This is a genomic window from Desulfobacter curvatus DSM 3379 (assembly GCF_000373985.1).
GTDB classification, from domain to species: domain Bacteria; phylum Desulfobacterota; class Desulfobacteria; order Desulfobacterales; family Desulfobacteraceae; genus Desulfobacter; species Desulfobacter curvatus.
The window spans coordinates 17111-40760 of the sequence record NZ_KB893080.1 but is presented as its reverse complement, the minus strand read 5'-3'; the positions used below and the strand labels follow the sequence as shown (position 1 = coordinate 40760).

Here is a 23650-nt window from a genome sequence, read left to right as displayed (position 1 = left end):
CATTGATTTGGTCTTCGAATGTCATCTTTAAAGGTCGATCTCCTCGAGATTGTAGTTCAGGTGCTTGTGAAAGCGACCTTACCAGAGGGCGCTGGAACTTGTCAAAATTCAGGGACTGTATTCGCTTTTTGAGGACTGAAATGTGCGTCATTTTGGCTCCTTGAGTAAAATTTTTCAAGGCGCGCAAAAATTTTTACGCACATTTGTCAACAAAAAAATGACTGTTTTTTCAATAAATTTAGCTGTTTTTTACATGCAAAAAACTAACCGGACACTACTGGAAAAAGATATATGATGAATTAGAAAAAAAAATGGCGTCTCTTCACAGGTCAAAAAAAATGCTGGATTTTATGAACAACCCGGAATACGAAAAAGCAAGGCCCCTGTATGATGCCTGTATGAATTATAAAACCAACCGTGATGATGACAGGGATTATTTGAAATCATCATATTGCCAGTGCATTACAGAAAAGTTTGCTTTCGGGGGGGAAACTGCCTGATGAAGAACTGGCAGTTTATATAAATGATTTCGGGGAACTCCTTAAAACAAGAGAAAGCAAGCCGGATGTCTTTTATCCCTCTACTGTTAATACATGTATAGGCTGCGGGAATACCTCGGATAACCGTGATTTGGAAAAATATTGTGTAGGCCCCGGACCTGAACTGAATACTGCTGTTTCATACTATCACCGCCAGAAGATGAAGGAAAAAAATCCCCCTGTTTTTACAATGCCTTCTGCCGAGGATTACAAGCGGATTGTAGATGCTCTTCTTAACGGGAAGTATAATTCAATCAAAAAAGACCTGATATACAAGCGATTTTATGTGGACTTTATTGCTGCGTACTCTAACTGGTGTGAAAAATGTATAGGGGACGGTGAAGCCCGCACAACATACGAGTGGAAAGAAGACGAGGCCGGGTTTAAGGTAGGCAATGAGTCGGAGTCCAGGATTGTGATTGGGAGACCCTACATTGAGGCATATGACCGTTATGTGAGTGATGTAAAAAGGGATATACTGAATATAATCCTGACAGAAAAAGGATTGAAAGTTTTAACAAATATGAAGGAATTAAATAAATTCGGAAAAATGCTCACTAAAAGTTATGTTGAATGCAGACTGTATTTAAATGATTTTTTAAACAGCGATAAAGGCTGTATGTCCGATTCTGTTCAAACCGTATATAAAGGATTATTGATTCTCGAAAAAAGGCATGGTGAGTAGTATTTAATTTTTATGGCTATATTAAATGAATAGGGGCTGCCCTTGACTTTTGGTGATTCGTCCAGCTAAAAAAATTAAATAAGAACCAATGTGTTTTCTCATATAATGAAGGTATTTTCATTCTCTTTTGATTATAACGCATCGCTCAGTAGCGCGACGTTAGGGGCGTCCACTGGAGCGTTTTGTTAGGCTTTTGTGTATAAAATTCCCTGCTATAGCACCGATTATAATCGACATGAATAATACGCCCAAAAAAATAAGATAGATATTGCTAATATCCTCATCACTTTGAATGTGCTTTTGCCCATACCAATCAGCCACAAAACCGAGGAGAAAATAGGTAATCAACCCAAGAAGGAATGAGCCCGCAAGTACCAATAGCAGTCGTCTCATAGGACCTCCCAGAACCAGACTGCGTCCGAATTTCTATAGTCAGACCATATTCCTTCCCATGAAATATATAGATGGATTCTTGCCCATGATTTCCAATCTGTTAACCGACTACCATTCCAAAGATCAATATGATCGCCCTGATGTCCCGGTCCCCAGTAATTTTGGAAGAAGATAATCCCTTTTTTGTTATTAATTTTTTCAAATACTTCTTTCCCTCCAAACTTGTTGACTCGTATGCCAGGAAGTATTCCTGGTCTGGCTAACCAATTTGCAAGTTCTTGAGCGCGGATAGCATACCTTGGTTTTTCTTTTTGCCATGAACGAACACCACGAAATGATTTTAAACTAATGCCTGATCGTTCGAGACATGCATGCATTTTAACCGCACATTGATTTGGGTATGCTGAATGATCGAGAAGATCGTCTTCACCACTAATAGTGGGATGATTTTTCCATAGTTTTTGGAAAAGTATCATTGAAATAAAGCCTAACAAGTAATCATTTGATTTTATTCCGTTAAAGCCCGAGTTTGCAATGTTATCCTACTATAAAAAATGAAACCAGGACACTTAATAGCAGCCAAGCAACCGGATGTAAATAAAAAGCTTGAATGAACCTATTGAGGAAAACAAGACCGAGGGATGATGGCATGATCAATCGTTCCTATTGATTTCAGAAAGGTAATAAATAGCAAAAGAAAGGCTCAGTGCTTTTTTAAAACAATATGACACACCTCTTTATTGAGTCTTAGACGATAGTTTGATGAAAGCGATTTCGACATTGTTATCCTGAACGGTATATCAATACTATCCGTATGTTCTCAATACAATGGTCTTTTTGGCTGAAGCGATCAATCTTTGGTAATTTTTGTAATGATCGGAGAGATCAGGCGGATCAGATCGGTGATGTCCATTTCAATGGTTACCGTGTTATTTCCGGAACCGCAAAAAATAGAGCCAACACCTGACAGGGATTCATCCACGACGATCTTGACGGTGTCCATAATGGGGAAAGGGCCGGTTCCGCCGATTTCAAACCCCAGTTGCTCTTCCACAGTGTCCGGGGATACGGCCCGGATCAATTTGCGGTTGACACCGAAGGCCCGGGCTAAAAGTTTGTAATTGATCCGTGCATGGCCGTTGACAGCGGCGAGAATCCAATGGGAATCTTTGATTCGAAAGACCACGGTTTTAATCAAGTTATGGGTGAGATGAGGGACCAGCCGCTCTGCATCGTCAATGGTGCAGACCTTGGGATGAGTATGGACGGTATACGGAATTTCATTACTGCCGGCGAACAAATCGTTGCTCTGGCAGGGTTTGGAGCAGGGGCATGGCAAACCGCACCAAGAGATCAGTTTATTGGATGGACTCATGATCAAAGAAAGGCAAATTTGCATCTAATTGTGAATAACGCCAGGTTCCTTATTTTGCCGTGGATTCAATCAAAAAATTTTATAACTTTACTCAAATCAACCTAAAAATGACCAACCCTAATATTTACGATAATTTGTTTTGCTTGCCTAAATAAAGGGTCGGCAAGCAGAAAAAAGGCCGGAATTGCACACCGGCAAGTGCATAAAAAAATAGGCGGTGGATTTGGGTGGTTGTGCGCTTATTGACTTTTATAAATGATTTATTTTATAAGTACTGACTTTGCGCATAAGCTCAGGATAAGGAATGACACCACAGGATAATCATAAGGTTTACACCGTAGGCACGTTAACAAGGCAGATAAAAAATCTGCTTGAAGACCAGTATCCTTTTTTGTGGATCATAGGTGAGATCTCAAATTTTTCAACGCCTGCGTCAGGTCATTCATATTTTTCATTAAAAGATGAAGCTGCCGTAATTTCCTGTGTTATTTTTAAAGGGCAGAAACGCCATTTAAAATTCACCCCTGAAAACGGTTTGAAAGTCAAAGGGATGGCCCGTCTGTCCCTTTACGAGCCCCGGGGATCTTACCAACTCATTTTTGAACATATGGAACCCGAAGGCACAGGCGCGCTTCAACAGGCCTTTGAACAGCTTAAAGCCAAACTGGCCGGCATGGGCTGGTTTGATACGGCCCACAAAAAAGAGATCCCTTTTTTGCCGTCAGGCATCCATGTGATCACCTCGGGCACAGGCGCTGCGGTTCGAGACATTATTCAGGTGGCCAAACAACGCTGTCCAAGCGTTCCCCTTGAAATCATTCCTGTCAAGGTACAAGGAGACACCGCAGAATTTGAGATCGCCCAAGCCATTGAACTGGCCAACACGGTTAAAACCTGTGATCTCATTATTATTGCCAGGGGCGGCGGGGCCCTCGAAGATTTATGGGCATTTAACACCCAAACCGTGGCCACGGCGGTTTTTGAATCTGAGATCCCCGTTATTTCAGGCGTTGGCCATGAAATCGATTTCACCATTGCCGACTTTGTCGCCGATCTTCGGGCCCCGACCCCATCGGCTGCAGCCCAGATGGCCTTGCCTGACCAGGCTGCCATTGTTCATCAAATCCTTGGATTGCAAAATGAATTAAACAATAAAATTAAGCGTCGTATCCTTCAACTGCGGGAATATACAAGCAATTTACGCAGCCGGCTTAAAAGCCCGGCCAGGGTTGTAGATGATTTCAGGTTCCGCATCGAGGATCTGCAATCCAGAATTTTTTCTTTGGTTGCAAATCGTATTAACTACCAGCGTGAGAGAATCCAATGGCTTAACAGAACGCTTTCAGGCACCCTGCCCTGCATTCAGACTTTTAGTAAGGAAGTTATGGATCTTCAGGCAAATCTGGATTACCTTTTTTATGCTTACCTGAAACAATGCAAAGACCAGGTAAATAAACAACATGGCCAACTTGAGACATTAAATCCATCCGGGGTATTAAGGCGCGGTTACAGCATCACCCGTAGCCGAGTAAGCGGTCATGTTGTGATGGATGCTGATACGCTTAATACAAACGATGACATTGAAATAATTTTATCTAAAGGACGCCTGGATGCCCGGGTGGTAAAAACATATGGCAAAGAAAACATTTGAATCAGCGCTAAAACAGCTTGAAACCATTGTCAAAGAGATGGAATCCGGTGATTTGACATTGGAAAAAGCAGTCAAAAAATATGAAGATGGGATTGCCAATACCCGTTTCTGCCTTGATATTTTAGATAAAACCGAGCAGAAAATTACCCAATTGACATTAAATGCCGATGGCAAACCCGATGTATCAGATTTTAAGGAAGAGCAATGAGCACTTTTGACCTTTCCGGATATTTGTCCCGGAACCGAAAACTGGTTGATGAGGCCTTAATAAATGTTTTTCATGAACTGGATTCACAGCGCGAGCTTGTCCAGGCCATGACCCACTCTTTGATGGCCGGGGGCAAACGGGTACGCCCAGCCCTGGCCCTGGCAACAGCTCAAGCTTTGGGCGCAGATCCCCTTATCGCCCTGCCCGCTTCCTGTGCCATTGAAATGATTCATACCTATTCCCTGATTCATGATGATCTGCCGGGAATGGATGATGATGATCTGCGCAGAGGCGTTCCCACCTGCCACAAACAATTTTCCGAAGCCACTGCCATTCTGGCCGGAGACGGGCTTTTAACCCATGCCTTTCATATCCTTGCCGCGCCCGGGTCCTGTTTTAAGGTTTTCCCCGGTGCCGAATCCCGATTGATTCTGATTGAAAAAATATCTGCGGCAGCCGGTATTAACGGCATGGTGGAAGGCCAGATGCTTGATATGCAGGCAGAAAAGAACCCCGAGGATTTACCGTCAGACAAATCTGAAGCGCTGGCCCATCTAAAAAAGATCCACCGGCATAAAACCGGGGCCATGATAGAGGTCAGTGTTGCGGCCGGGGCCATCAGTGCCGGTGCCGATCCAGAAGCTTTAAACGCGTTAGGCACATACGCCCAAAATATAGGGCTGGCCTTCCAGGTCATGGATGACATCCTGAATGTGGAAGGCGACCCCAAAGTCATGGGCAAGGCTGTGGGTACCGATGCCCTGCACGACAAAATGACCTTTCCTGCCATTTTGGGCCTGGAAGGATCAAAGGATTTTTCAAAACAGCTTGTGGCCCATGCCCTGGAGGCTTTAGACGGTTACAAGGAAAAGGAATTTAAGGAAAAAAGCGAGCCGTTGCGCGCCATTGCCGGTTACATTATCAATAGGAACCGATGAATTGAAATATCTTGACCAAATAAACGGCCCTGATGATCTAAAACGGATTCCAAGGGACGAACTCAGTGCTGTTGCCCGGGAGATCCGGGGCAGAATTATTGATGTGGTATCAAAAAACGGTGGACACCTGGCATCCAGTTTAGGTGTCGTAGAACTGACCATTGCCCTGCACTACGTATTTGATCTACCCAAGGATACCTTGATCTGGGATGTGGGCCATCAATCCTACGCACACAAACTTTTAACCGGACGCCACCGAAATTTTGACACCCTTCGAAAATATAAGGGCCTTTCAGGGTTCGTTAAAATCAAGGAAAGTCCCTATGACGCGTTGACCGTGGGGCACGCCTCCACGTCAATTTCTGCAGGGCTTGGCATGTGCTATGCCAAGGCGCTCAAGAAGGACAAGTCCAATGTGGTCTCAATCATCGGTGACGGTTCCATGACCGCAGGCCTTGCCTATGAAGGGTTGAACCATTCAGGTGATCTTCAGCAGAAATACATCGTTATATTAAATGACAACGATATGTCCATCTCCGCCAATGTGGGCGCTTTGTCTTCCTACCTGTCCCGGACCTTTTCACACAAGGCCCTGCAGAACATGCGTAATCAGTTTGGCCAGTTTTTAAAGTCCGTTCCCAAGATTGGTGATGACATGTACGGATGGGCCAAAAGGTGGGAAGAGTCGTTTAAGACCTTTGTGACCCCGGGCATGCTGTTTGAAGCATTTAATTTTGATTATTTCGGCCCCATTGACGGCCATAATCTGGATCATCTCATTGATATTCTGTCTAATATTAAAGATCCTGATTCTCCGGTGCTCTTGCATGTGACCACGAAAAAGGGCAAAGGGTATAAACCGGCTGAAAAGAATCCGGTCTATTTTCACGGCGTGGGTAAATTTTCCGTGGATACCGGAAAATGCCCGGCGTCGTCTAAAAGTGCCCCTCCCTCATATACGTCGGTGTTCGGCAATTGTATGATTGAGCTTGCAAAACAAAACAAGTGTATTGTGGCGGTAACGGCAGCCATGCCCGAAGGTACGGGATTAGGTCCTTTTGCCGAACAGTTTCCCGACAGGTTTATTGACGCAGGCATTGCCGAACAGCATGCCGTGACCTTTGCCGCGGGTCTTGCCGCCAAAGGGGCAAAACCCGTGGTGGCCATCTATTCTTCCTTTTTGCAACGCGGCTATGACCAGATCCTTCATGATGTCTGCATTGACAGCCATCCCGTAATTTTTGCCCTGGACCGTGGCGGCATTGTGGGTGAAGACGGACCCACCCACCACGGGCTGTTTGATTTTTCCTATCTTCGGTCCATACCCAATATGACCGTTATGGCCCCTATGAATGAAAATGAACTGGTGCGGATGATGCAAACCGCTGTGGCCCACCAGGGCCCCATAGCCCTGCGTTATCCCAGGGGTGCGGGCCAGGGCGTCAAGATTGATTACAATGCCGGGGCCATTGAGATTGGAAAAGCAAAGGTGCTTCGCACAGGTGACGACCTTTTGATTATCGGTATCGGCCGTTGCGTAAATGATGCCATGGATGCCGCAGAGCAATTATCCGCCCAGGGCATTGAAAGTACCGTGGTCAATGCCCGGTTTGTAAAGCCATTGGATGCCAACCTGATTCTTGATCTTGCCGAAAAGATCAAGAATGTGGTGACCATTGAAGAACATGTGCTGGCAGGCGGTTTTGGATCAGCCGTCCTTGAATTGATCTGTGACAACGGGCTTTCAGGGTGTCGCGTGAGCCGAGTGGGGATTAAAGATCAATTTGTTGAACACGGCAGTCAGAAGGAGCTTCGAAAGGATTACGGCATTGATGCCCAGGCAGTTGTGGCAGCAGGATTGAAGTTGTGCAGTGAAAAATAAAAACGCCAGAAAACGCCTGGACCAGACCCTGGTCGACCGGGGGTTGATACGCTCAAGGGAACGGGCCAAGGCCATGATCATGGCCGGGAAGGTTTTGGTAAACGGTATAAAGGTAGATAAGCCCGGCACCCAGGTAAATCTGGGTGCGCAGCTTGAGGTCAAAGCCCCGGATCACCCATATGTCAGCCGGGGCGGTCTTAAACTTGAAAAAGCACTTCAAAGTTTCCCCGTATCTGTTCAGAATGCGGTGTGTCTGGATATTGGCGCATCCACAGGCGGATTTACCGACTGCCTGCTCAAATTCGGAGCCAAAAAAGTGTATGCCGTGGATGTGGGCTATGGGCAGATAGACTGGTCCCTTCGACAGGATGACCGGGTGGTGGTCATAGAGCGAACCAATATCCGCCACCTCCCCTATGAGGCCATTGGTCAACCCGTGGATGCGGTGGTGGCGGACACCTCGTTTATCTCCTTGAAAACCGTTATCCCGTCAGCGGAAAAGTTCATGCGATCCGGCACGAATATTCTGGCCCTTATTAAACCGCAGTTTGAGGCCGGAAAGGAAAATGTAGGCAAAGGCGGCATCGTAAAAGACCCTCAAATCAGAAACCAGGTCAAGCAGGACATCATTCTTTTCTTCCGGGACCGAGGCTATCAGGTGAACGGAACCGTCACTTCGCCGGTTTTAGGTGCCAAGGGCAATGAGGAATACGTAATTTCGTTAGTTTATCAAAAAAAATAAAATAAGTCTGTCATTTTTATTTCATTTTGATTATTAGAGTATTGTTATTTTATATGAAAGTCCCAATAAATTGTTTGGTTACTTTCATGTTTTGTTGTGGGATGAGTCCGGGTGTTGATATACCAGTTCAGCCCATGGCTGTTATTAATATTCTAAAGGAGCCGTAATGAGCGAAGAAATCAAATCCATGAGGAATGTGGCTTTTGCGGGCCATGGAGGTGCGGGCAAGACAACTCTTGCTGAGGCTATGCTTTTCAAAGCCGGGGTAACAAATCGCCTTGGCAGGGTTGAAGAAGGAAATACCGTAATGGATTTCCAGCCCGAAGAAACCAAGAAGCAGCAAAGTATTAACACGTCATTTATTAAATATACGCATGACAAACATGTCGTTACGTTAATGGATACCCCCGGGGACCAAAATTTCTTTTCTGCTGCCAAAACATGTTTTCCTGTAGCCGACAGTATGGCTTTTGTCATTGACGGTGTTGGCGGCCCTTCTGCCATGACCGAGGAAGCAGCAGCTTCTGCCCTGGAATATAACCTGCCCGGTTTTGTTATTATCAACAAACTTGACCGTGAACGGTCTGATTTTAACACTGCGGTTGCCGCGTGTGATACGTCCTTGAAAAAGAAAATTATTCCCGTATGCTATCCCATTGGCGCTGAGGACGGGTTTAAAGGTCTTGTAAATATTGTTTCCGGCGAAGCCTTTGAGTATGACGCCGACGGCAAGGCCACAAGAATTGACATCCCGGCGGATATGGCAGATGAAATTGCCACTGACAAGGAAGAATTCGTTGAAAATATTGCAGAGCTTGACGATGATCTGCTTGAAAAATATCTGGAAGGCGAAGAACTGACCGAAGAAGAGATTAAGGGTGCTTTCAGAAAGGGCGTTCTTGATGCCCAGTTTTATCCGGCCATCTGCACATCCGCCACAAAGATGATCGGCGTTGATGTGGTATTTGATTTTATCAATGACTATATGCCCTCCCCCCTTGACCGCGGCGCATGGATTGCCAAGGATGCTGATGGAAACGATGTGGAAGTGGCACCTGATCCCGATGCTGAATTCACAGGCTTTGTATTTGCCACCATTGTTGACCCCTATGCGGGAAGACTTTCCCTTTTCCGGGTGATTTCCGGAACACTTGGCAAGGAAGGCAATGTCCTTAATGTGACCAAGGACACCAAGGAGCGGTTTTCACAGCTTCTTGAAATTGCCGGCAAAGAACAAAAACAGATTACCGGCGCACTGCCCGGTGCCATTGTGGCTGTGGCAAAACTGAAAAGCACCCTGACAGGGGATACCCTGACCGGCGGCAAAAACATTCAGATACCGGCACCGGCACCCTTACCCCCTTGTATCTCCTTTGCCATTTCACCCAAGTCCAAAAGCGACGAAGATAAAATCCATGAAGCCGTGCGTAAGATCCTTGAAGAAGATACCGGCCTGACCCTGCGTCGTGAGGAAGAAACCCGCCAGACCATTCTTTCCGGCCGCGGCCTTGTTCATATCGAAGTTACGGCAGATAAAATCCAACGCAAATTCAATGTGGGCATGGACATTGCCACCCCCAAGGTCGCTTATCGCGAAACCTTCAAGAAAAAAGTCCGGGTTCAGGGCAAGCATAAAAAACAGTCCGGTGGCCATGGTCAGTATGGTGACTGCTGGATCGAGCTTGAACCTCTTCCCAAAAATTCCGGCTATGAGTTCGTGGACAAAATCGTGGGCGGCGTGATTCCCAAAAACTATATTCCTGCCGTTGAGGCAGGTATCCGGGAAGCCATGCAGAAAGGTATTCTGGCTGGATTCCCTTGTGTGGATTTCCGTACCACCCTGGATTTCGGTTCCTACCATGCTGTTGATTCTTCGGAAATGGCATTTAAAACAGCCGGATCCCTGGCGTTTAAAAATGCTGCAGCCCAGGCCAATGCCGTTTTACTTGAACCCATTATGAAGGTATCGGTCAAGGCACCTGATGACGCCACAGGTGATATCATGGGTGATATGAACTCCAGACGCGGCCGGGTACTTGGCATGGATTCCGAAGGAGACAAACAGATTATCAACGCACTTGTTCCCATGTCTGAAATGCTTCGGTATGCACCGGATCTAGGCTCCATGACCGGTGGCCGCGGAACCTTTACCATGGAGTTTGAGCTGTATGATGAAGTACCGCCGGATCTGGCCAAAAAAATTATTGACCAGGTCAATGCTGAAAAAGAAGGTTAACACGTATAGTTAGAGCCTGCTAACTGTCTGCCTATTAAGCCGTTCGGATATATGATCCGAACGGCTTCTTTTTGTTTACGAATTCAAATGACCCATACGCAACCTAATAACGTTACGAATGTTTTTGTAACGTTACATATTCTTGTATTATTGAATTCTTTTCCCAATTTAAGAATTTTTTTTATCCCATAAATTCCAATAGATGCCCCAGTTTTTTTGTTTCAACTAAAAATTTATCATGTACAGGCACAGACTATGAAAAGCCTATTGCCTTAATGGTTTGAGCGCTGCTTTGCGTACCTAAACTTATATATGACAATTAAGGGAGTATTAAATAGTGAAAAAAAAAGTATTAGTCATCGGTGGCGTTGCATGTGGTCCTAAAGCCGCGTCCCGGATCAAACGGCTCGACCCTGATACCGAAGTAACCATTCTTGAAAAAGGCGAACTGCTTTCCTATGCAGGATGCGGTCTGCCCTATTATGTTTCCGGGCAGGTGAAAAATGATGATGACTTGATGAGCACCCCCACAGGCGTAGTCAGAGATCCTGATTTTTTTAAGATGGTTAAAGATATTCATGTAAACAACCATACCCAGGCAGAATCCATTGACCGTGAAAACAAAGTTGTTAAAGCCGTTGATCTTTCAACCGGCAAGGCTGTTGAATATGAATACGATACCCTTGTCCTTTCAGTGGGTAGTCAGTTCAAAAAACCGCCGTTTCCCGGCATTGATCTGACCGGTGTTCATTTTCTTCAAACTGTCGAAGATGCAAAGGGCATCAGAGATGAAAGCGGCCCCCTGGAAGGAAAAAATGCCGTGGTCATTGGTGCCGGACTCATTGGTCTTGAGGCCACGGAAGCTTTGAAGGCCCAAGGGATGAACATTACCATGATTGAGATGGCAGATCAGGCCATGGGAAATCTTTTTGACCATGAAATGGTGTTTCATCTGCACAATGAACTTAAAAGAAACGGCGTTGTGCTGAAAACTTTGGAAACGGTCCGGGAAATCAAAGGGAATGACCTTTCCAACGTCACATCCGTTGTCACAGACAAAGGGGAATACCCCGCAGATCTGGTGTTGGTCGCTGTGGGCGTAACCCCCAATACCCAGCTTGCAAAACAGGCCGGCCTTGAAATTGGTGAAACCGGAGCCATCCGGGTGGATAGTTCCATGCGGACCTCAGACCCCAATATATATGCCGGTGGAGACTGTGTTGAAAATGTTTCCGTTGTTACAGGAAAACCCATTTTTGCACCCATGGGGTCCACAGCCAATAAACACGGCAGAATCATCGGTGATAATGTCTGCGGCATACCTTCTGAATTCAAGGGGGTGTGCGGTACAGCCATCTGTCGGGTTTTTGGTATCAATGTTTCCAGAACAGGCCTAACCGAAAAACAGGCCAAAGAGATGGGGTACGACTGCATCACCGTTTTGAACCCCTTCCCTGACAAGCCCCACTTCCTTAACGAGGCCAAGCTTATTATCATTAAACTGGTGGTGGATAAGGCCACCCATAGGCTTTTAGGCGCCCAGATCGTGGGACCCGGCGATGTAGCAAAACGCATGGAAGTCGCTGTGGCCAATATTTCGTCCGGCTCCAAAGTAACCGACATTGCCCAATATGATCTGGCCTACGCCCCACCCTTTTCGCCGGCCATGGATAATATCATTACGGCTGCAAATATTGCTGAAAACAAACTTTATGATCGCGGCAGCTCATTATCGCCTGTGGAGGTCCAGGCCAAAATAGAGAACGGTGATGATTTTATATTCCTTGATGTGCGTTCTCCTAAGGAGTACGAGCAGATGCGCATTGAAGATCCCAGGATTAAGCTGATCCCCCTGGGTAAGTTGAGAAACTGCCTGTTGGAACTGCCAATGGACAAGGAGATTATCGCGTTTTGTAAAATCTCTTTGCGCGGCTACGAAGCCGAACGTATTCTGACCGGCGCAGGATTCAAAAACGTAAAGTATATGGACGGCGGTGTGGTGTGCTGGCCCTATAAAAAGTTTGTTCTTTCCTAAAACGATTAATATTGAGCACTGCCGGACCCGAACGTGTTTACGGTGACTTTATAATAAACCAATCAGTTGATATCAGGGCGTTCGAGTCGTAAAATGATTTTACCATGAAGCATATGAATGAATATTTTCTTCATGTGCTTCATGATCTTTATGGTTTTTTATTTCAAAAAAAGCCTAAAGCAGGCAGGAGTTAAGCCCGCAACGGTCTACCGCAGCCCGGTCCAGCATATGGGCAAGCGCTTTGGGCTTTCCTGGGAAAAACCCAAAGGTTTTCATCCACACCTCTTCATCTTCCATACAAAAATAGACGGCAACGCCGGGGGCAATCTGCCGGAACACGGCGGCAAGACGCTGGTACATGGCGATGCGTAACGGCTTGAAATAACGCATTTTATTGTCAAGACCGGTGATGAATTCACCATAAGGAATGGTTGAATCGGGAAACCGTGTTTCAATAATGGATTTTAAATGGGGCATGAACCTGAAAGTGCCAATGGAGATCCATACGACATCTTTGGGTCTGACATGGTCAAATATTGCTTCAATCACCTTTTCATAAGCATTTTCGCATCCAGGATACAAAAAAATGGGATCAAAATGAAATGCAACCCGAAACCCCTTTGACACTGCTTTGGCTGCGGCTTTAAGCCGGGCGGCAAGCGTAGTTGTGCCCCGCTCTTGGGAGGCAATCATCTCAGGAGTATTTACGGACCAGGACAGAATGGTCTTTCGGTTGTGCTCCAAATCCAGAAGCGTGTCGATGTTTACGGTTTTTGTTTTCAGCTCAAGAACGGCCCGGTCCTGGGCTGCAAATTTTTCAACCAGAAATCTGGGCATCAGGCTGACAGGTTCCCAGATCAACGAATCAGTGTACTCGCCGGTGCCGATGCGCAAAATAGTGTCCCCTTGAAAAATCGGGTCCAGTGCGGTCGTGTACTGGTCAAAGCCTGCAAAATACTGGAGTACAGGTGGATGAAAATAGGCCTGCAGGATGCAGTAAGCGCACTCCATGGTACAAAAGGTGCCGCAGTGCAAAATAGTGTAATCACAGCAGGTGTAGTAACTGGTACCCGGGCACTGACGAATCAGGGCTCCCTTATTGGTTGTGATGTAAAGCACTTTTTTGGCAAATCCCACAGGATCTTCTGCCTGGTTGATCAGGTCATATACGGGCCTGGAGTCTGCAACCTTCTCTGGTGTTGGTTTGACTTTTGAAATCAGGTACTCAATTTCCGGTGTCAGATCCAAATCCTTGTCTATGAATACCCGGGTTGGACGAATCATATTTTGTTGTCCACAAGCTTTTTAAAGTCGTGATGCTCTGCAAGTTCCTTCAGGCGGTAGAGGCGTGCTTTAAACTCAGCCACATTTTTAAATTCCATTTGCATGGCATAAACCATCCCCTCAAAATTCTCTGGCACGGAAAGTTGAAGCCCGGAATCCAGTCCAAGCCTATTGATGCGTTCCCGGGCCTTGTCTTTAGCTGCTGTCAGCACAGGAAAACGTCTTTGGGCAAGAAACGCCTTGAACTGCTTTCCAAGGGCATTCATATCCCGGTGGCAATCCTGTTCCGGGCCATCGCCCCCCAAGGGGCTTTCCTGGATGAGCTTTGCCAGGCTTATTTTTTCAAGGGCGCATATCTCCTTTGCCCATGAAATGATTTCCATCTGAATGCCTGAGGAGACTTTGATCAGGGAAAAAAGATGCAAAAATTCAGTTTGTGTATCTGCATCCACGGCCACAAGATTTTTACACGCCTTAATGGATATTTTGTTCTGATCCAAAAGATCGAGCGCAGAATCAGACATGTCATGGATTCGCGCCAACGTATCAATATATCCGGTATTCATGGGCCGATTGAAGATAGATGTGGCGTTTTTTGAAATATCTTCGGCATCCATAAAACGCAATAGAAGCGCTGTGGCCCGAATAAGCTCCGCAGGTGTCAGTTCCCTTGAAAATGCATTTTCGGTGACAGCGGCGACAGCCGCATCTAAGTTTTTTCCTGCAGGCATGACACGGCAGGTTATCCGGGACACTCCGGCATGCCGGGCGGCTTCAACCCGCCGGAATCCGGACACCACACTGTATTTATTTTCGCCATACAATACCAGAGGCGCTACCATGATGCCATACTGGGAGATGGATGCCCTTAGAGGTTCAATATCATAGTTGGGCCCTGTAACGCGAAACCCGGTGTCTGAAAGATCTATCTCAGACACCGGGATATCAGTAAATGTCGTAGCTGTCATTGATCAGATGGTTTTTCCGGTCAGCCGGGTAAAAATTTCCTTGTAGGTTTTACTGGTATTGTCAATGACCTCCTGGGGCAGTTTGGGACCCGGTGGGGTTTTCCCCCAGCCTGAATTGGTCAACCAGTCCCTGACAGTCTGTTTGTCAAAACTTTTCTGCCCTCTGCCGGGTGTGTAATCGTCCAAGGGCCAGAACCTGGATGAATCCGGGGTCAGAATTTCATCAATAAGGATAATCTCACCATCAAGCAGACCAAACTCAAATTTTGTATCCGCTATAATAATGCCTTTTTCCAGGGCAAAGGCAGCGCCGCGGTTATAAATTTCAAGGCTTAGGTCACGCAATTTTTCTGCGGTCTCTTTGCCAAGAATGTTTGCGGCCTCATCAAAGCCGATATTGATGTCATGATCACCGATTTCAGCTTTGGTGGACGGGGTAAATAAAGGCGTTTCAAGTTTATCGGACTCCTTAAGCCCCTGGGGCAACTTGATATTGCACACATGGCCTTCGGATTGATAGGATTTCCAGCCCGACCCCGAAATATAGCCCCTGACAATACACTCCACCGCCATGGGTTCGGCCTTTTTTACCAGCATGCTGCGGCCTTCAAGTTTATATTTATATTTATGAAATTGCGCCGGATAATCATTTACATCCGTACTGATAATATGATTTTTAACGATGCTTTCCATCTGTTTGAACCAGAACACTGAAATCTGGTTCAATACCTTGCCCTTGTCCGGAATGGCGTCAGGCAGCACCACGTCAAACGCGGAAAGCCGGTCGGTTGTTACCATGAGCAGGGCATCGCCCGTATCAAAAATGTCCCTGACCTTTCCTTGTCTGATCAGCGGCAGGCCTTCATATTCTGTTCCGGGTATAATGCTCAAGCGTTCCTCCTGTCCTTACAATTTGGTTTAAGAATTTTGTTGATAAATCTATCACACAATGGTTAATTTTACTATCAGGCCGATAAAATAACGTTGAAAACTTTTTTTTCAAGAACTGTCAAGCCAGGGCAATCTCATTTTAATATAACCAAGTGGTAATCTACAACTATATCGTTTTCAGGTGAAGTGTGATAATAGTAAGGTTTAATTTAATTCAATTTAAAGGTTCCTAAATGGAAAAAAAAGTTGACCAAAAAAATCCCGCAGCTACCAAAAAGCTGACCAAGAAGGACTTTTTGGTACCCGCAGGAAAAACCAAGGTCAGTTCCTCTAAAGCCCTTGTCAAATCAGATCCCATTCAAAGTTACCTTAATGAAATCAATCGATATAAACTGTTAACCCGGGAACAGGAAATAGAACTGGGCCGGCGGATCCAGGAGGATAACGACCAGGAAGCCGCTTATATCATGACCACGTCCAACCTGCGTCTGGTGGTGAAAATTGCGTTGGAATTCCAACGCATCTGGATGCAGAACCTTCTTGATCTTATCCAGGAGGGCAATATCGGTCTTGTCCGGGCCGTAAAGAAATTTGATCCCTATAAAAATGTCAAATTTTCATATTATGCATCGTTTTGGATCAAGGCATATATCCTCAAATTCATAATGGACAACTGGCGCATGGTTAAAATTGGGACCACTCAGGGGCAACGCAAGCTCTTTTTCAGATTAAAAAAAGAAAAACAGCTGCTCATTGAGCAGGGCTTTGATCCCAAACCCAAATTGTTATCCGAACGTCTGGGCGTATCTGAAAAAGAGGTGGTGGATATGGATCAGCGGTTGGCCAACTGGGATCTTTCCCTGGATGAACCGTTAAAAGATGATTCCAATACCGAGCGTATTGAATTTATTAATGTCGATTCGGATTCCTCCGAAGACCGTCTGGCAAAAAAAGAGATTGAAGATATCCTGTACACCAAGGTAGATAAATTTAAAAAGACCCTAAACGAACGTGAACTGGATATTTTTGACCGCAGAATTTTTTCCGATTCCCCCCAAACCCTGCAGGAAATAGGTGAAGTCTACAACATCTCAAGGGAACGGGTACGGCAAATTGAAAACAACATCATAAAAAAAATGAAAGCATATTTTAAAAAGGATATGCCGGATTTTGACATGTATGACCATGACCAGTAATGGTCGTATTCCTATTGTTTAAAAAGGCATTCCGTTCATGAAGCACCTTACAGTGTGTACCCTGGCCCTGGTTTCAATTTTAAGCTTTTTTTCCGTTTCCGGATGTATCAGGGGACCGCAGTCTCCCGGCCTGGAACAATCCGGCGGCAAAAAGACGACCGTCCAAGACCTTACTTTAAGCAAAGACACTGATCTTCAGGCGTCCTACTACTATCTTGCGGCCCGGCGCCACGAGAGTAAAAATGAAGCCGATCAGGCGCAAGAAGCGTTGGAAAAAGCCATTATAAAGGACCCGGACTCCAGTTTTCTGCAGCGCGAATACATCATCTCTTTGCAGAACCAAAAAAAATCAGCCCGGGCCTTGGAACTTGCCCAAAATCTGGCAAAAAAATATCCGGATGATGTGGAAAATCTGATCCTGCTTGCCCGGTTGAAAAAAGGTGATGAAAAGGACATGGCCAATCTGCTGGAACGGATACTGCAGTTGGCCCCCGAAGATAAAGAGACTTTTTTACGGCTGGGCAAAATATATATGGATGAGGGTATGACCCTTAAAGCCATGAATCTGTTTTCCCGTATGGCAAGCATATTTCCCGACTATTATGTTGCCTATTTCTACCTGGGAGAGACCCAAAGGATTAATAACCAGCCTGCAGCGGCCAGGGATTCATACCTTAAAACCCTTGAACTGGAACCCGATCTTTTAGAACCCCGGTTCCGGCTGGTAGACGTGTATAAAGCCCTGGGTGAAAAGGAAAACAAGGCAGAAATTATAACGGTTCTCAAAGATATTCTTGATTTTGACTCCGGAGATGAAAGGGCCCTGATAGAACTTGGCCTGTTCTATTATGACACCAAGGATTATGAAAACGCTGATGAGATGTTTGCTGCACTTGGCCGGGAAATTCAAAAGAACCCAGATCTGGTGGTAAATATTGCCCAGAACCTGATACCCGAGCATCGATACCAGGACGCGGCAACAGTATTGTCCCAAGTCAGAAAAGCACTTCCCGGAAATGCCAATATCAATTTTTTTCTGGGAATGACGTATGAAGGACTAAAAAGACCGGACAAGGCCATAGAGTATTATCTTAAAGTCACGCCCGATCACCCACAGTATAAAAAAACAATTCTAAGTATTGCGTTTCTATATAAAGACATGAACCGTATGGAAGAGGCCGTTCGATTTCTGGAACAACACCACAGGCAAAGCCCGGCAGACATTGACATCACCTCTTACCTGGCTTCATTTTACCAGGAGAACAACCGTCACGACATTGCCGTTACCATGTTGCAGCGGGCATTAAAAGAGGCCCCCAAAAATACGGCGTTGCTGTTCAAACTTGGTGCGGTCCTGGATACGGCAGGAGAACGTCAGAAAAGCATTGAAACCATGAAAACCATTATCAGACTGGATCCCAAACATGCATCAGCCCTTAATTACCTGGGATATACCTATGCGGAAATGGGCATTCATCTTGACCAAGCCCTGGAACTGCTACAGCGGGCCCTGAAGATCCGGCCTGAAGACGGTTATATCACAGACAGCCTGGGATGGGTTTATTTTAAAAAACAAGCCTATGACAAGGCTGTTTTCTACCTTGAAAAAGCCGTTGAGCTATCTGATTATGAAACCGTTATCGCCGCCCATCTGGCAGAGGCCTACCTTAAAACCGGACAGCAGAAAAAAGCAGTTGCCATGTATAAAAAAGCCCTTGATAATGCCAGGCCGGATCAGGAAAAAGAAATCCGGGACATCAAGGAAAAACTTGAAAGTTTAAAAAATCCCGTGCAATGACAAGAGTTGATATATACTCCCGGCATAGGAAACACCGCTGTCTTTGGGGTTCAAGCTTTGTTACAATGGCCGTATTCCTTTTCACTGTCATGCTGACAGGACCGGGCTGTGCCCTGCTTGAACATCAATTCGGGAAGCAGACAGACCCCCATGCCGAAGATATCATAAACCGCGTACAGGCGTTCAATGCACAGATTATCACATCCAAAGGCACAGGCGAACTGACCCTGAGCCGGGGCTTTCACAAGGAAACGTATAAAATCGCATGGGTTGCCCAATCACCCAATCGCCTGCGCATGACCCTGCTCATGTTAGGTCATCCTGTTGAAACCATTGCCTCCACCGGCCAATGGGTTACATTTGTTTCCCATACCGGCGCTCACGATCCCCACTCAGCCGTATCTACAGATCCGGATCTAAACCCTTATATCAAAATCCCGCTGCGGTTATCTGAACTGGTCAGCCTTCTTCTTGGCAAGGTGCCGGAACGTCCCTTTGACAGAGCCTGGATTCTTCCTGAAAAGCCGGATACTGTCTTTGCCACACAATCATTTTCTTCAGAAATTCAGGAATGGTTAACCAACGAAGATAAAATTACCACCAGGTATCGGGTGCTGGACAAAAAAATGAATGTCATTTTTGGAATATGGTATTCCCAATTTTTCAAACACGATAATTTCATTCTTCCCGGGCGTATTATCATAAAAGACGGGGAGCAAAGGGTCATGGCGATCTCCTTGAAAAATCTTTTGCCCAATATTCCTGTAAAAGAATCCGTATTCAGGTTGACAGGATCATGAAAATGAACATAATTTAGTCGGTGTTATTATTACCAAACCTCATAAGGAGATAAATATAAATCATGATTCACAAAAATGTTGATGAGGCTAAAAAAGCAAGCAGTTGTTCCCATAATCCCCAGAATGACGCTGCAAAACAGCAGATGGAAATGGAAGCAATGATCAAGGATAATTTGGCCAGAATTAAAAACAAAATATTTGTTCTGTCCGGCAAAGGCGGTGTGGGCAAAAGCTCCGTATCTGCAAACCTTGCAATCACCCTTTCCAAAAAAGGATATAAAACCGGGTTGATGGATGTGGATGTCCATGGACCTTCCATTGCCCAGATGTTCAATATGACGGAGCTTTTGGATATTTCACCCGACACCAAGCAGCTGTTGCCCAAACAGATCAACAAAAATCTCTCGGTGGTCAGTGTCCAGGCGTTAATGCAGGACAAGGACCAGGCCGTTATATGGAGAGGCCCTGCCAAAACCGGCATTATCAAGCAGTTTGTGGGTTCCGTTGCCTGGGGAGATCTGGATTACCTGGTCATCGACGCGCCTCCGGGTACCGGCGATGAACCCCTCACTGTTGTACAGACCATTCCGGATGCCAGGGGCATCATCGTGACCACGCCCCAGGAAGTTGCCCTTGCGGACATCCGCAAATCCATTTCATTTTGTAAAACTGTAAAAATGGAAACGCTTGGCATCCTTGAAAACATGGCCGGATTTACCTGTCCCCACTGCAACAAGCATATTGATCTTTTTAAAAGCGGCGGCGGAGAAAAAACCGCCAAGGCACAAGGCTTAAATTTCCTGGGTTCCATCCCCTTTGACACCCGCGTCGTAGAATCCGGCGATGAAGGTGTGCCTGTAATGACGTATGAGGCAGACGGTCCTTTTAAAAACGCATTTGAAAAGGTAGTGGAAAATATCCTCAAACAATTTGAAGGCTGATTAATTGAATCCGGCAAAAACACCCCGGGCATTGAAAGCCCGCCTTGAACAAAGGGAAACCAAAATCCTTGGCGCCCGGGCCTGTTTTTCCAAAAATGCTGTCCGGCGGTATTTGGAAAGCAAATCCGACACCGAATACCGCCTTGCTTTTTCTGCGGATGCAGACCGCATTCTCAACTCTCTGGCCTACACCCGTTACAGTGATAAAACCCAAGTTTTTTCTCTGATCAACAATGATCATCTCACCCACCGGGTACTGCATGTACAGATGGTTTCCCGGGTAGCAAGAACCATTGGCCGGTATCTTGGACTGAACACCGATCTTATTGAAGCGGCAGCCATGGGCCACGATATCGGGCATACCCCCTTTGGCCATGACGGCGAACAGTTTTTATCCCGCCTTACCGAATCCGCAGGGGCCGGACGCTTCCTTCACAACCTTCAAAGTATGCAGTTTTTAGATGTCATTGAAAGGAACGGCAAAGGCTGGAACCTGACCCTTCAAACCCTGGACGCTATTGTCTGCCACAACGGAGAAGCCCATGCCCGGGCACTTACTCCGGCACCGCCAAGAAAATTTGCAGACCTGGATACAATTGTCAGTCAGATCCGGGCCGGTACCATGGAAGATGTGCTGCCCATGACCATGGAAGGGTGCGTGGTCCGCATCGCAGACACCGTATCCTATATCGGAAGGGATTTTGAGGACGCTGTCCGCCTGGGGATTGTGACCCGGGACCAGCTCCCCGACAGATGCAGTGAATGTTTAGGGGCCACCCAGGGCACCATTGTCTTTAACCTGGTTACGGATCTGATCAACACAAGCTTAGACCGGGATTTCATCGGATTCTCCCCTGGGGTGGCTGATGCCATGAAAGAATTAAAGCAGTTCAATTACCAATTTATTTACAAAAACCCTTTAATAAAAAAACATCTGACAAGCGTTGAAGATATTTTTAAATGTCTGTTCGACAGATACATGAACGACCTGGCCAAAGAAAACAGGGCTTCCGTTATTTATTTTCAGTTTCTCAACGGCATGGATGACACCTATCATGAAAAACAAAGCCATGCCGAAATTACCCGGGATTTCATTGCCGGAATGACCGACTCCTATTTTATCCGCCAGGCACCGGAACATTTGCGCCCTGCCCCCATTGACTGGATATAAAGCCGAAATACATGTAATGCCAATGTTTGATAACCGCAAAATATATCGTGTTTGCCACCAAAAACAGGGATTGGTCGCCTTTAATGTGACCGTAAAGGAGACCAATCTTAATATCCAGGCCGATTCGGATCTCAGTGAACAAGCTGTGCGGTCCATTCTGACCCACCGCCAGTACATTGAAAATCATATCGCCCGCTTTCCAGGATTTGCCGACAGTCTCACGCCGTTGCCTGATCCGGGGATCGCGCCTAAAATCATTTCCGAAATGTCCCTGGCGGCAAAAACAGCCGGTGTCGGACCCATGGCAGCCGTAGCAGGCGCAGTGGCCCAGAGTGTGGGAAGGGATCTGCTTCAATGGTCTTCAAATGTCCTGGTGGAAAATGGCGGCGATATTTTTATAAAATCAAATACCCAGACCATATTCACCATTTATGCCGGATCATCACCCTTGAGCATGAAAACCGGTATTAAAGTAGCCCGGCGCCCTGCTTCTTTTGCCATGTGCACCTCCTCGGGCACCGTGGGGCATTCCAAAAGTTTCGGCAAGGCGGATGCCGTATCCGTGCTGGCCGATTGCTGTGCCCTGGCCGATGCTGCGGCCACAGCCCTTGGCAATCAGATCCAAAAGCCCAAAGACATTGAAAAGGCCATTGCCGCCGGACGACGCATGGCCGGGGTCCAGGGCATTGTCATTATTTCAGGTAAACAGATCGGCTTGTGGGGCGCTCTGGAACTGGTCAAACTATGAAAAGGAACAAATCATGAAAAGACGATTCAATATCACGCTTACACTGTTCATATTTGCATTCGTAATTGTTTCCATAAGTTCAGGATGCGTGGATGCGGCCCAGAAGAAACAGTCAGGGCCAAATGAAAACATGGTTGTTTGCAAAGAGCCCCGGCACGACATATGCACCAAGGAGTACCGGCCTGTGTGCGGCCATTTTTCCGACGGCACCGTCAAAACATTCAGCAATCCCTGTACGGCCTGCAGTAATAAAAACGTAGTTGGTTTCACCCATGGGCCCTGCAGTAAGTAACCTTATTTTGATACGTCTCTACGGTCCGGCAAATCCATCAGGCTCAAGGTCTCTTGGATCTTCGGTCCTCCGGCAGCACCTGCAGCGACGCCATCTTGGTAACTCTTGCGGCCATACCGCGCCACCTGCCGGCACAGCCCCCGGATGATACTGACCTCCCGGGATCTGAGCCGGTAGCGGCTTAAAAAACTGCGGGCCTTGTCCAGCCGGTGTTCCGGGTTTTCATGATTGACGTAATGGATACGGGCAAAGGTATCTTTGAGTTCTTCATACATGTTCTCCAGCTCATACCGGCAGGCAAGCTTTGGGACATGAAATTCAGGCGCCCGGGTGCGCGCCTTGAACAGTTCATAGCACATGACCATGACTGCCTGGGCCAGATTCAGGGAAGAAAAGCCGGCTGTGGGGATATTCACAAGGTCATGGCATAGCTGCAAATCTTCATTGGTCAGCCCCCGGTCCTCGGGTCCAAAAAGAACGGCCACCCGGTTCTCTAATGAAATGGGAATCAGCTCTAAGGCAAGATCAGCCGGTGAAGAATTCACCCGGCGTGTACCGCCAAGCCGTGCAGTGGTTCCGACAATCCAGTTGAAGGCCCCGAGGGCCTCGGAAAGCGTGTTGCAGACCGTCATGTTCTCCACCAGTCCGGCAGCTGAATGGGTCGCCACTTTCAGCACACGTTCCATGTCTAAAGTCCTGGGGGCAGACAAAATTAGCTGCCTTACCCCCATGTTTGCCGCAGCCCTTGCAGCAGCGCCAATATTTTCCGGAATCCGGGTATCATGAAGCACAACGGCGACGTTTTCCATACACACCTTCTGGGACACACTTTTCTCCTTTTTTCCCTTTACATCCAAAACCGTTCCGGGCACTGCGC

Annotated in this window: 23 protein-coding genes; 16 read left to right on the top strand and 7 right to left on the bottom strand. The window is 46.5% G+C overall.

The window, feature by feature from the left end; translation table 11 throughout:
* Positions 1 to 474 precede the first annotated feature (474 nt).
* A complete protein-coding gene (locus B147_RS0118855; protein ID WP_020588766.1) occupies positions 475 to 1224 on the top strand; it encodes a hypothetical protein in 750 nt (249 codons plus the stop codon).
* A gap of 159 nt (positions 1225 to 1383) precedes the next feature.
* Here B147_RS0118855 and B147_RS0118850 read toward each other — a convergent pair whose 3' ends face one another.
* The 3 genes from B147_RS0118850 to B147_RS0118840 all read right to left on the bottom strand — a co-directional run bounded on the left by B147_RS0118850 (position 1384) and on the right by B147_RS0118840 (position 2917).
* Complete coding sequence (locus B147_RS0118850) at positions 1384 to 1617, bottom strand: hypothetical protein (RefSeq protein WP_020588765.1); 234 nt, start codon at positions 1615 to 1617, stop codon at positions 1384 to 1386.
* The gene (locus B147_RS0118845) at positions 1614 to 2093 is read right to left on the bottom strand and encodes a type VI secretion system amidase effector protein Tae4 (protein ID WP_020588764.1); all 480 of its coding nucleotides are present in this window, start codon (positions 2091 to 2093) and stop codon (positions 1614 to 1616) included. Before B147_RS0118845 ends, B147_RS0118850 begins: the two co-directional genes overlap by 4 nt.
* Before the next feature lie 374 nt (positions 2094 to 2467).
* Positions 2468 to 2917 (bottom strand): YbaK/EbsC family protein, encoded by a 450-nt coding sequence (locus tag B147_RS0118840; protein ID WP_083927937.1) that lies wholly within the window; start codon positions 2915 to 2917, stop codon positions 2468 to 2470.
* Between B147_RS0118840 and B147_RS31315 the strand changes: the two genes are divergently transcribed.
* The 8 genes from B147_RS31315 to B147_RS0118805 all read left to right on the top strand — a co-directional run bounded on the left by B147_RS31315 (position 2819) and on the right by B147_RS0118805 (position 12684).
* Complete coding sequence (locus B147_RS31315) at positions 2819 to 3097, top strand: Druantia anti-phage system protein DruA (protein ID WP_342662127.1); 279 nt, start codon at positions 2819 to 2821, stop codon at positions 3095 to 3097. The genes B147_RS0118840 and B147_RS31315 overlap by 99 nt on opposite strands.
* A 199-nt stretch (positions 3098 to 3296) precedes the next feature.
* On the top strand, positions 3297 to 4643 hold the full coding sequence (gene xseA, locus B147_RS0118835) for an exodeoxyribonuclease VII large subunit (protein ID WP_020588762.1): 1347 nt from the start codon (positions 3297 to 3299) through the stop codon (positions 4641 to 4643).
* On the top strand, positions 4624 to 4851 hold the full coding sequence (gene xseB, locus B147_RS0118830; RefSeq protein WP_020588761.1) for an exodeoxyribonuclease VII small subunit: 228 nt from the start codon (positions 4624 to 4626) through the stop codon (positions 4849 to 4851). The genes xseA and xseB overlap by 20 nt, the downstream gene beginning before the upstream one ends.
* The gene (locus B147_RS0118825; RefSeq protein ID WP_020588760.1) at positions 4848 to 5789 is read left to right on the top strand and encodes a polyprenyl synthetase family protein; all 942 of its coding nucleotides are present in this window, start codon (positions 4848 to 4850) and stop codon (positions 5787 to 5789) included. The genes xseB and B147_RS0118825 overlap by 4 nt, the downstream gene beginning before the upstream one ends.
* Position 5790: 1 nt before the next feature.
* Positions 5791 to 7671, top strand: a complete 1881-nt coding sequence (dxs, locus tag B147_RS0118820; protein ID WP_020588759.1) for a 1-deoxy-D-xylulose-5-phosphate synthase — start codon at positions 5791 to 5793, stop codon at positions 7669 to 7671.
* Complete coding sequence (locus B147_RS0118815) at positions 7661 to 8413, top strand: TlyA family RNA methyltransferase (RefSeq protein ID WP_020588758.1); 753 nt, start codon at positions 7661 to 7663, stop codon at positions 8411 to 8413. The genes dxs and B147_RS0118815 overlap by 11 nt, the downstream gene beginning before the upstream one ends.
* A gap of 166 nt (positions 8414 to 8579) precedes the next feature.
* Positions 8580 to 10649, top strand: coding sequence for an elongation factor G (gene fusA, locus B147_RS0118810; protein ID WP_020588757.1), 2070 nt, complete (start codon positions 8580 to 8582; stop codon positions 10647 to 10649).
* A gap of 337 nt (positions 10650 to 10986) precedes the next feature.
* Positions 10987 to 12684 (top strand): FAD-dependent oxidoreductase, encoded by a 1698-nt coding sequence (locus tag B147_RS0118805; protein WP_020588756.1) that lies wholly within the window; start codon positions 10987 to 10989, stop codon positions 12682 to 12684.
* Between the two features lie 174 nt (positions 12685 to 12858).
* Here B147_RS0118805 and B147_RS0118800 read toward each other — a convergent pair whose 3' ends face one another.
* The 3 genes from B147_RS0118800 to B147_RS0118790 are packed head-to-tail and all read right to left on the bottom strand — an operon-like array spanning position 12859 to position 15827.
* On the bottom strand, positions 12859 to 13968 hold the full coding sequence (locus B147_RS0118800; protein WP_020588755.1) for an SPL family radical SAM protein: 1110 nt from the start codon (positions 13966 to 13968) through the stop codon (positions 12859 to 12861).
* Positions 13965 to 14936: a ParB/RepB/Spo0J family partition protein gene (locus tag B147_RS0118795; RefSeq protein WP_020588754.1), complete on the bottom strand. Its 972-nt coding sequence runs from the start codon at positions 14934 to 14936 to the stop codon at positions 13965 to 13967. Before B147_RS0118795 ends, B147_RS0118800 begins: the two co-directional genes overlap by 4 nt.
* Before the next feature lie 3 nt (positions 14937 to 14939).
* A complete protein-coding gene (locus B147_RS0118790) occupies positions 14940 to 15827 on the bottom strand; it encodes a phosphoribosylaminoimidazolesuccinocarboxamide synthase (protein ID WP_020588753.1) in 888 nt (295 codons plus the stop codon).
* 233 nt (positions 15828 to 16060) lie between these two features.
* Here B147_RS0118790 and B147_RS0118785 point away from each other — a divergent pair, with 233 nt between their 5' ends.
* From B147_RS0118785 to B147_RS28930, 7 genes are all read left to right on the top strand, one after another.
* Positions 16061 to 17023 carry a sigma-70 family RNA polymerase sigma factor gene (locus tag B147_RS0118785; RefSeq protein WP_020588752.1) on the top strand — a complete coding sequence of 321 codons (963 nt, stop codon included), beginning with the start codon at positions 16061 to 16063 and terminating at the stop codon, positions 17021 to 17023.
* Between the two features lie 37 nt (positions 17024 to 17060).
* Complete coding sequence (locus B147_RS0118780; RefSeq protein ID WP_020588751.1) at positions 17061 to 18821, top strand: tetratricopeptide repeat protein; 1761 nt, start codon at positions 17061 to 17063, stop codon at positions 18819 to 18821.
* A 65-nt stretch (positions 18822 to 18886) separates the two neighbouring features.
* Positions 18887 to 19621 (top strand): LolA family protein, encoded by a 735-nt coding sequence (locus tag B147_RS0118775; protein WP_020588750.1) that lies wholly within the window; start codon positions 18887 to 18889, stop codon positions 19619 to 19621.
* A gap of 62 nt (positions 19622 to 19683) precedes the next feature.
* Complete coding sequence (locus B147_RS0118770) at positions 19684 to 20562, top strand: P-loop NTPase (RefSeq protein WP_020588749.1); 879 nt, start codon at positions 19684 to 19686, stop codon at positions 20560 to 20562.
* 4 nt (positions 20563 to 20566) lie between these two features.
* Positions 20567 to 21733: a deoxyguanosinetriphosphate triphosphohydrolase family protein gene (locus tag B147_RS0118765; RefSeq protein ID WP_020588748.1), complete on the top strand. Its 1167-nt coding sequence runs from the start codon at positions 20567 to 20569 to the stop codon at positions 21731 to 21733.
* A 22-nt stretch (positions 21734 to 21755) separates the two neighbouring features.
* On the top strand, positions 21756 to 22481 hold the full coding sequence (locus B147_RS0118760) for a UPF0280 family protein (protein WP_020588747.1): 726 nt from the start codon (positions 21756 to 21758) through the stop codon (positions 22479 to 22481).
* Between the two features lie 13 nt (positions 22482 to 22494).
* Entirely contained in the window at positions 22495 to 22773 is a 279-nt protein-coding gene (locus B147_RS28930; protein WP_020588746.1) for a Kazal-type serine protease inhibitor family protein, read from the top strand.
* 2 nt (positions 22774 to 22775) lie between these two features.
* Here B147_RS28930 and B147_RS0118750 read toward each other — a convergent pair whose 3' ends face one another.
* Positions 22776 to 23600 carry an RNA methyltransferase gene (locus tag B147_RS0118750; protein ID WP_051085689.1) on the bottom strand — a complete coding sequence of 275 codons (825 nt, stop codon included), beginning with the start codon at positions 23598 to 23600 and terminating at the stop codon, positions 22776 to 22778.
* Positions 23601 to 23650: the final 50 nt, after the last annotated feature.

What these genes read in the sequence shown, in the direction of transcription:
- B147_RS0118850 (WP_020588765.1), bottom strand. Translation starts at nt 1,617, where the DNA reads ATGAGACGACTGCTATTGGTACTTGCGGGCTCATTCCTTCTTGGGTTG.
- B147_RS0118845 (WP_020588764.1), bottom strand. Translation starts at nt 2,093, where the DNA reads ATGATACTTTTCCAAAAACTATGGAAAAATCATCCCACTATTAGTGGT.
- B147_RS31315 (WP_342662127.1), top strand. Translation starts at nt 2,819, where the DNA reads ATGGGTGAGATGAGGGACCAGCCGCTCTGCATCGTCAATGGTGCAGAC.
- xseA (WP_020588762.1), top strand. Translation starts at nt 3,297, where the DNA reads ATGACACCACAGGATAATCATAAGGTTTACACCGTAGGCACGTTAACA.
- xseB (WP_020588761.1), top strand. Translation starts at nt 4,624, where the DNA reads ATGGCAAAGAAAACATTTGAATCAGCGCTAAAACAGCTTGAAACCATT.
- B147_RS0118825 (WP_020588760.1), top strand. Translation starts at nt 4,848, where the DNA reads ATGAGCACTTTTGACCTTTCCGGATATTTGTCCCGGAACCGAAAACTG.
- fusA (WP_020588757.1), top strand. Translation starts at nt 8,580, where the DNA reads ATGAGCGAAGAAATCAAATCCATGAGGAATGTGGCTTTTGCGGGCCAT.
- B147_RS0118800 (WP_020588755.1), bottom strand. Translation starts at nt 13,968, where the DNA reads ATGATTCGTCCAACCCGGGTATTCATAGACAAGGATTTGGATCTGACA.
- B147_RS0118795 (WP_020588754.1), bottom strand. Translation starts at nt 14,936, where the DNA reads ATGACAGCTACGACATTTACTGATATCCCGGTGTCTGAGATAGATCTT.
- B147_RS0118785 (WP_020588752.1), top strand. Translation starts at nt 16,061, where the DNA reads ATGGAAAAAAAAGTTGACCAAAAAAATCCCGCAGCTACCAAAAAGCTG.
- B147_RS0118780 (WP_020588751.1), top strand. Translation starts at nt 17,061, where the DNA reads ATGAAGCACCTTACAGTGTGTACCCTGGCCCTGGTTTCAATTTTAAGC.
- B147_RS0118775 (WP_020588750.1), top strand. Translation starts at nt 18,887, where the DNA reads ATGGCCGTATTCCTTTTCACTGTCATGCTGACAGGACCGGGCTGTGCC.
- B147_RS0118770 (WP_020588749.1), top strand. Translation starts at nt 19,684, where the DNA reads ATGATTCACAAAAATGTTGATGAGGCTAAAAAAGCAAGCAGTTGTTCC.
- B147_RS0118760 (WP_020588747.1), top strand. Translation starts at nt 21,756, where the DNA reads ATGTTTGATAACCGCAAAATATATCGTGTTTGCCACCAAAAACAGGGA.
- B147_RS28930 (WP_020588746.1), top strand. Translation starts at nt 22,495, where the DNA reads ATGAAAAGACGATTCAATATCACGCTTACACTGTTCATATTTGCATTC.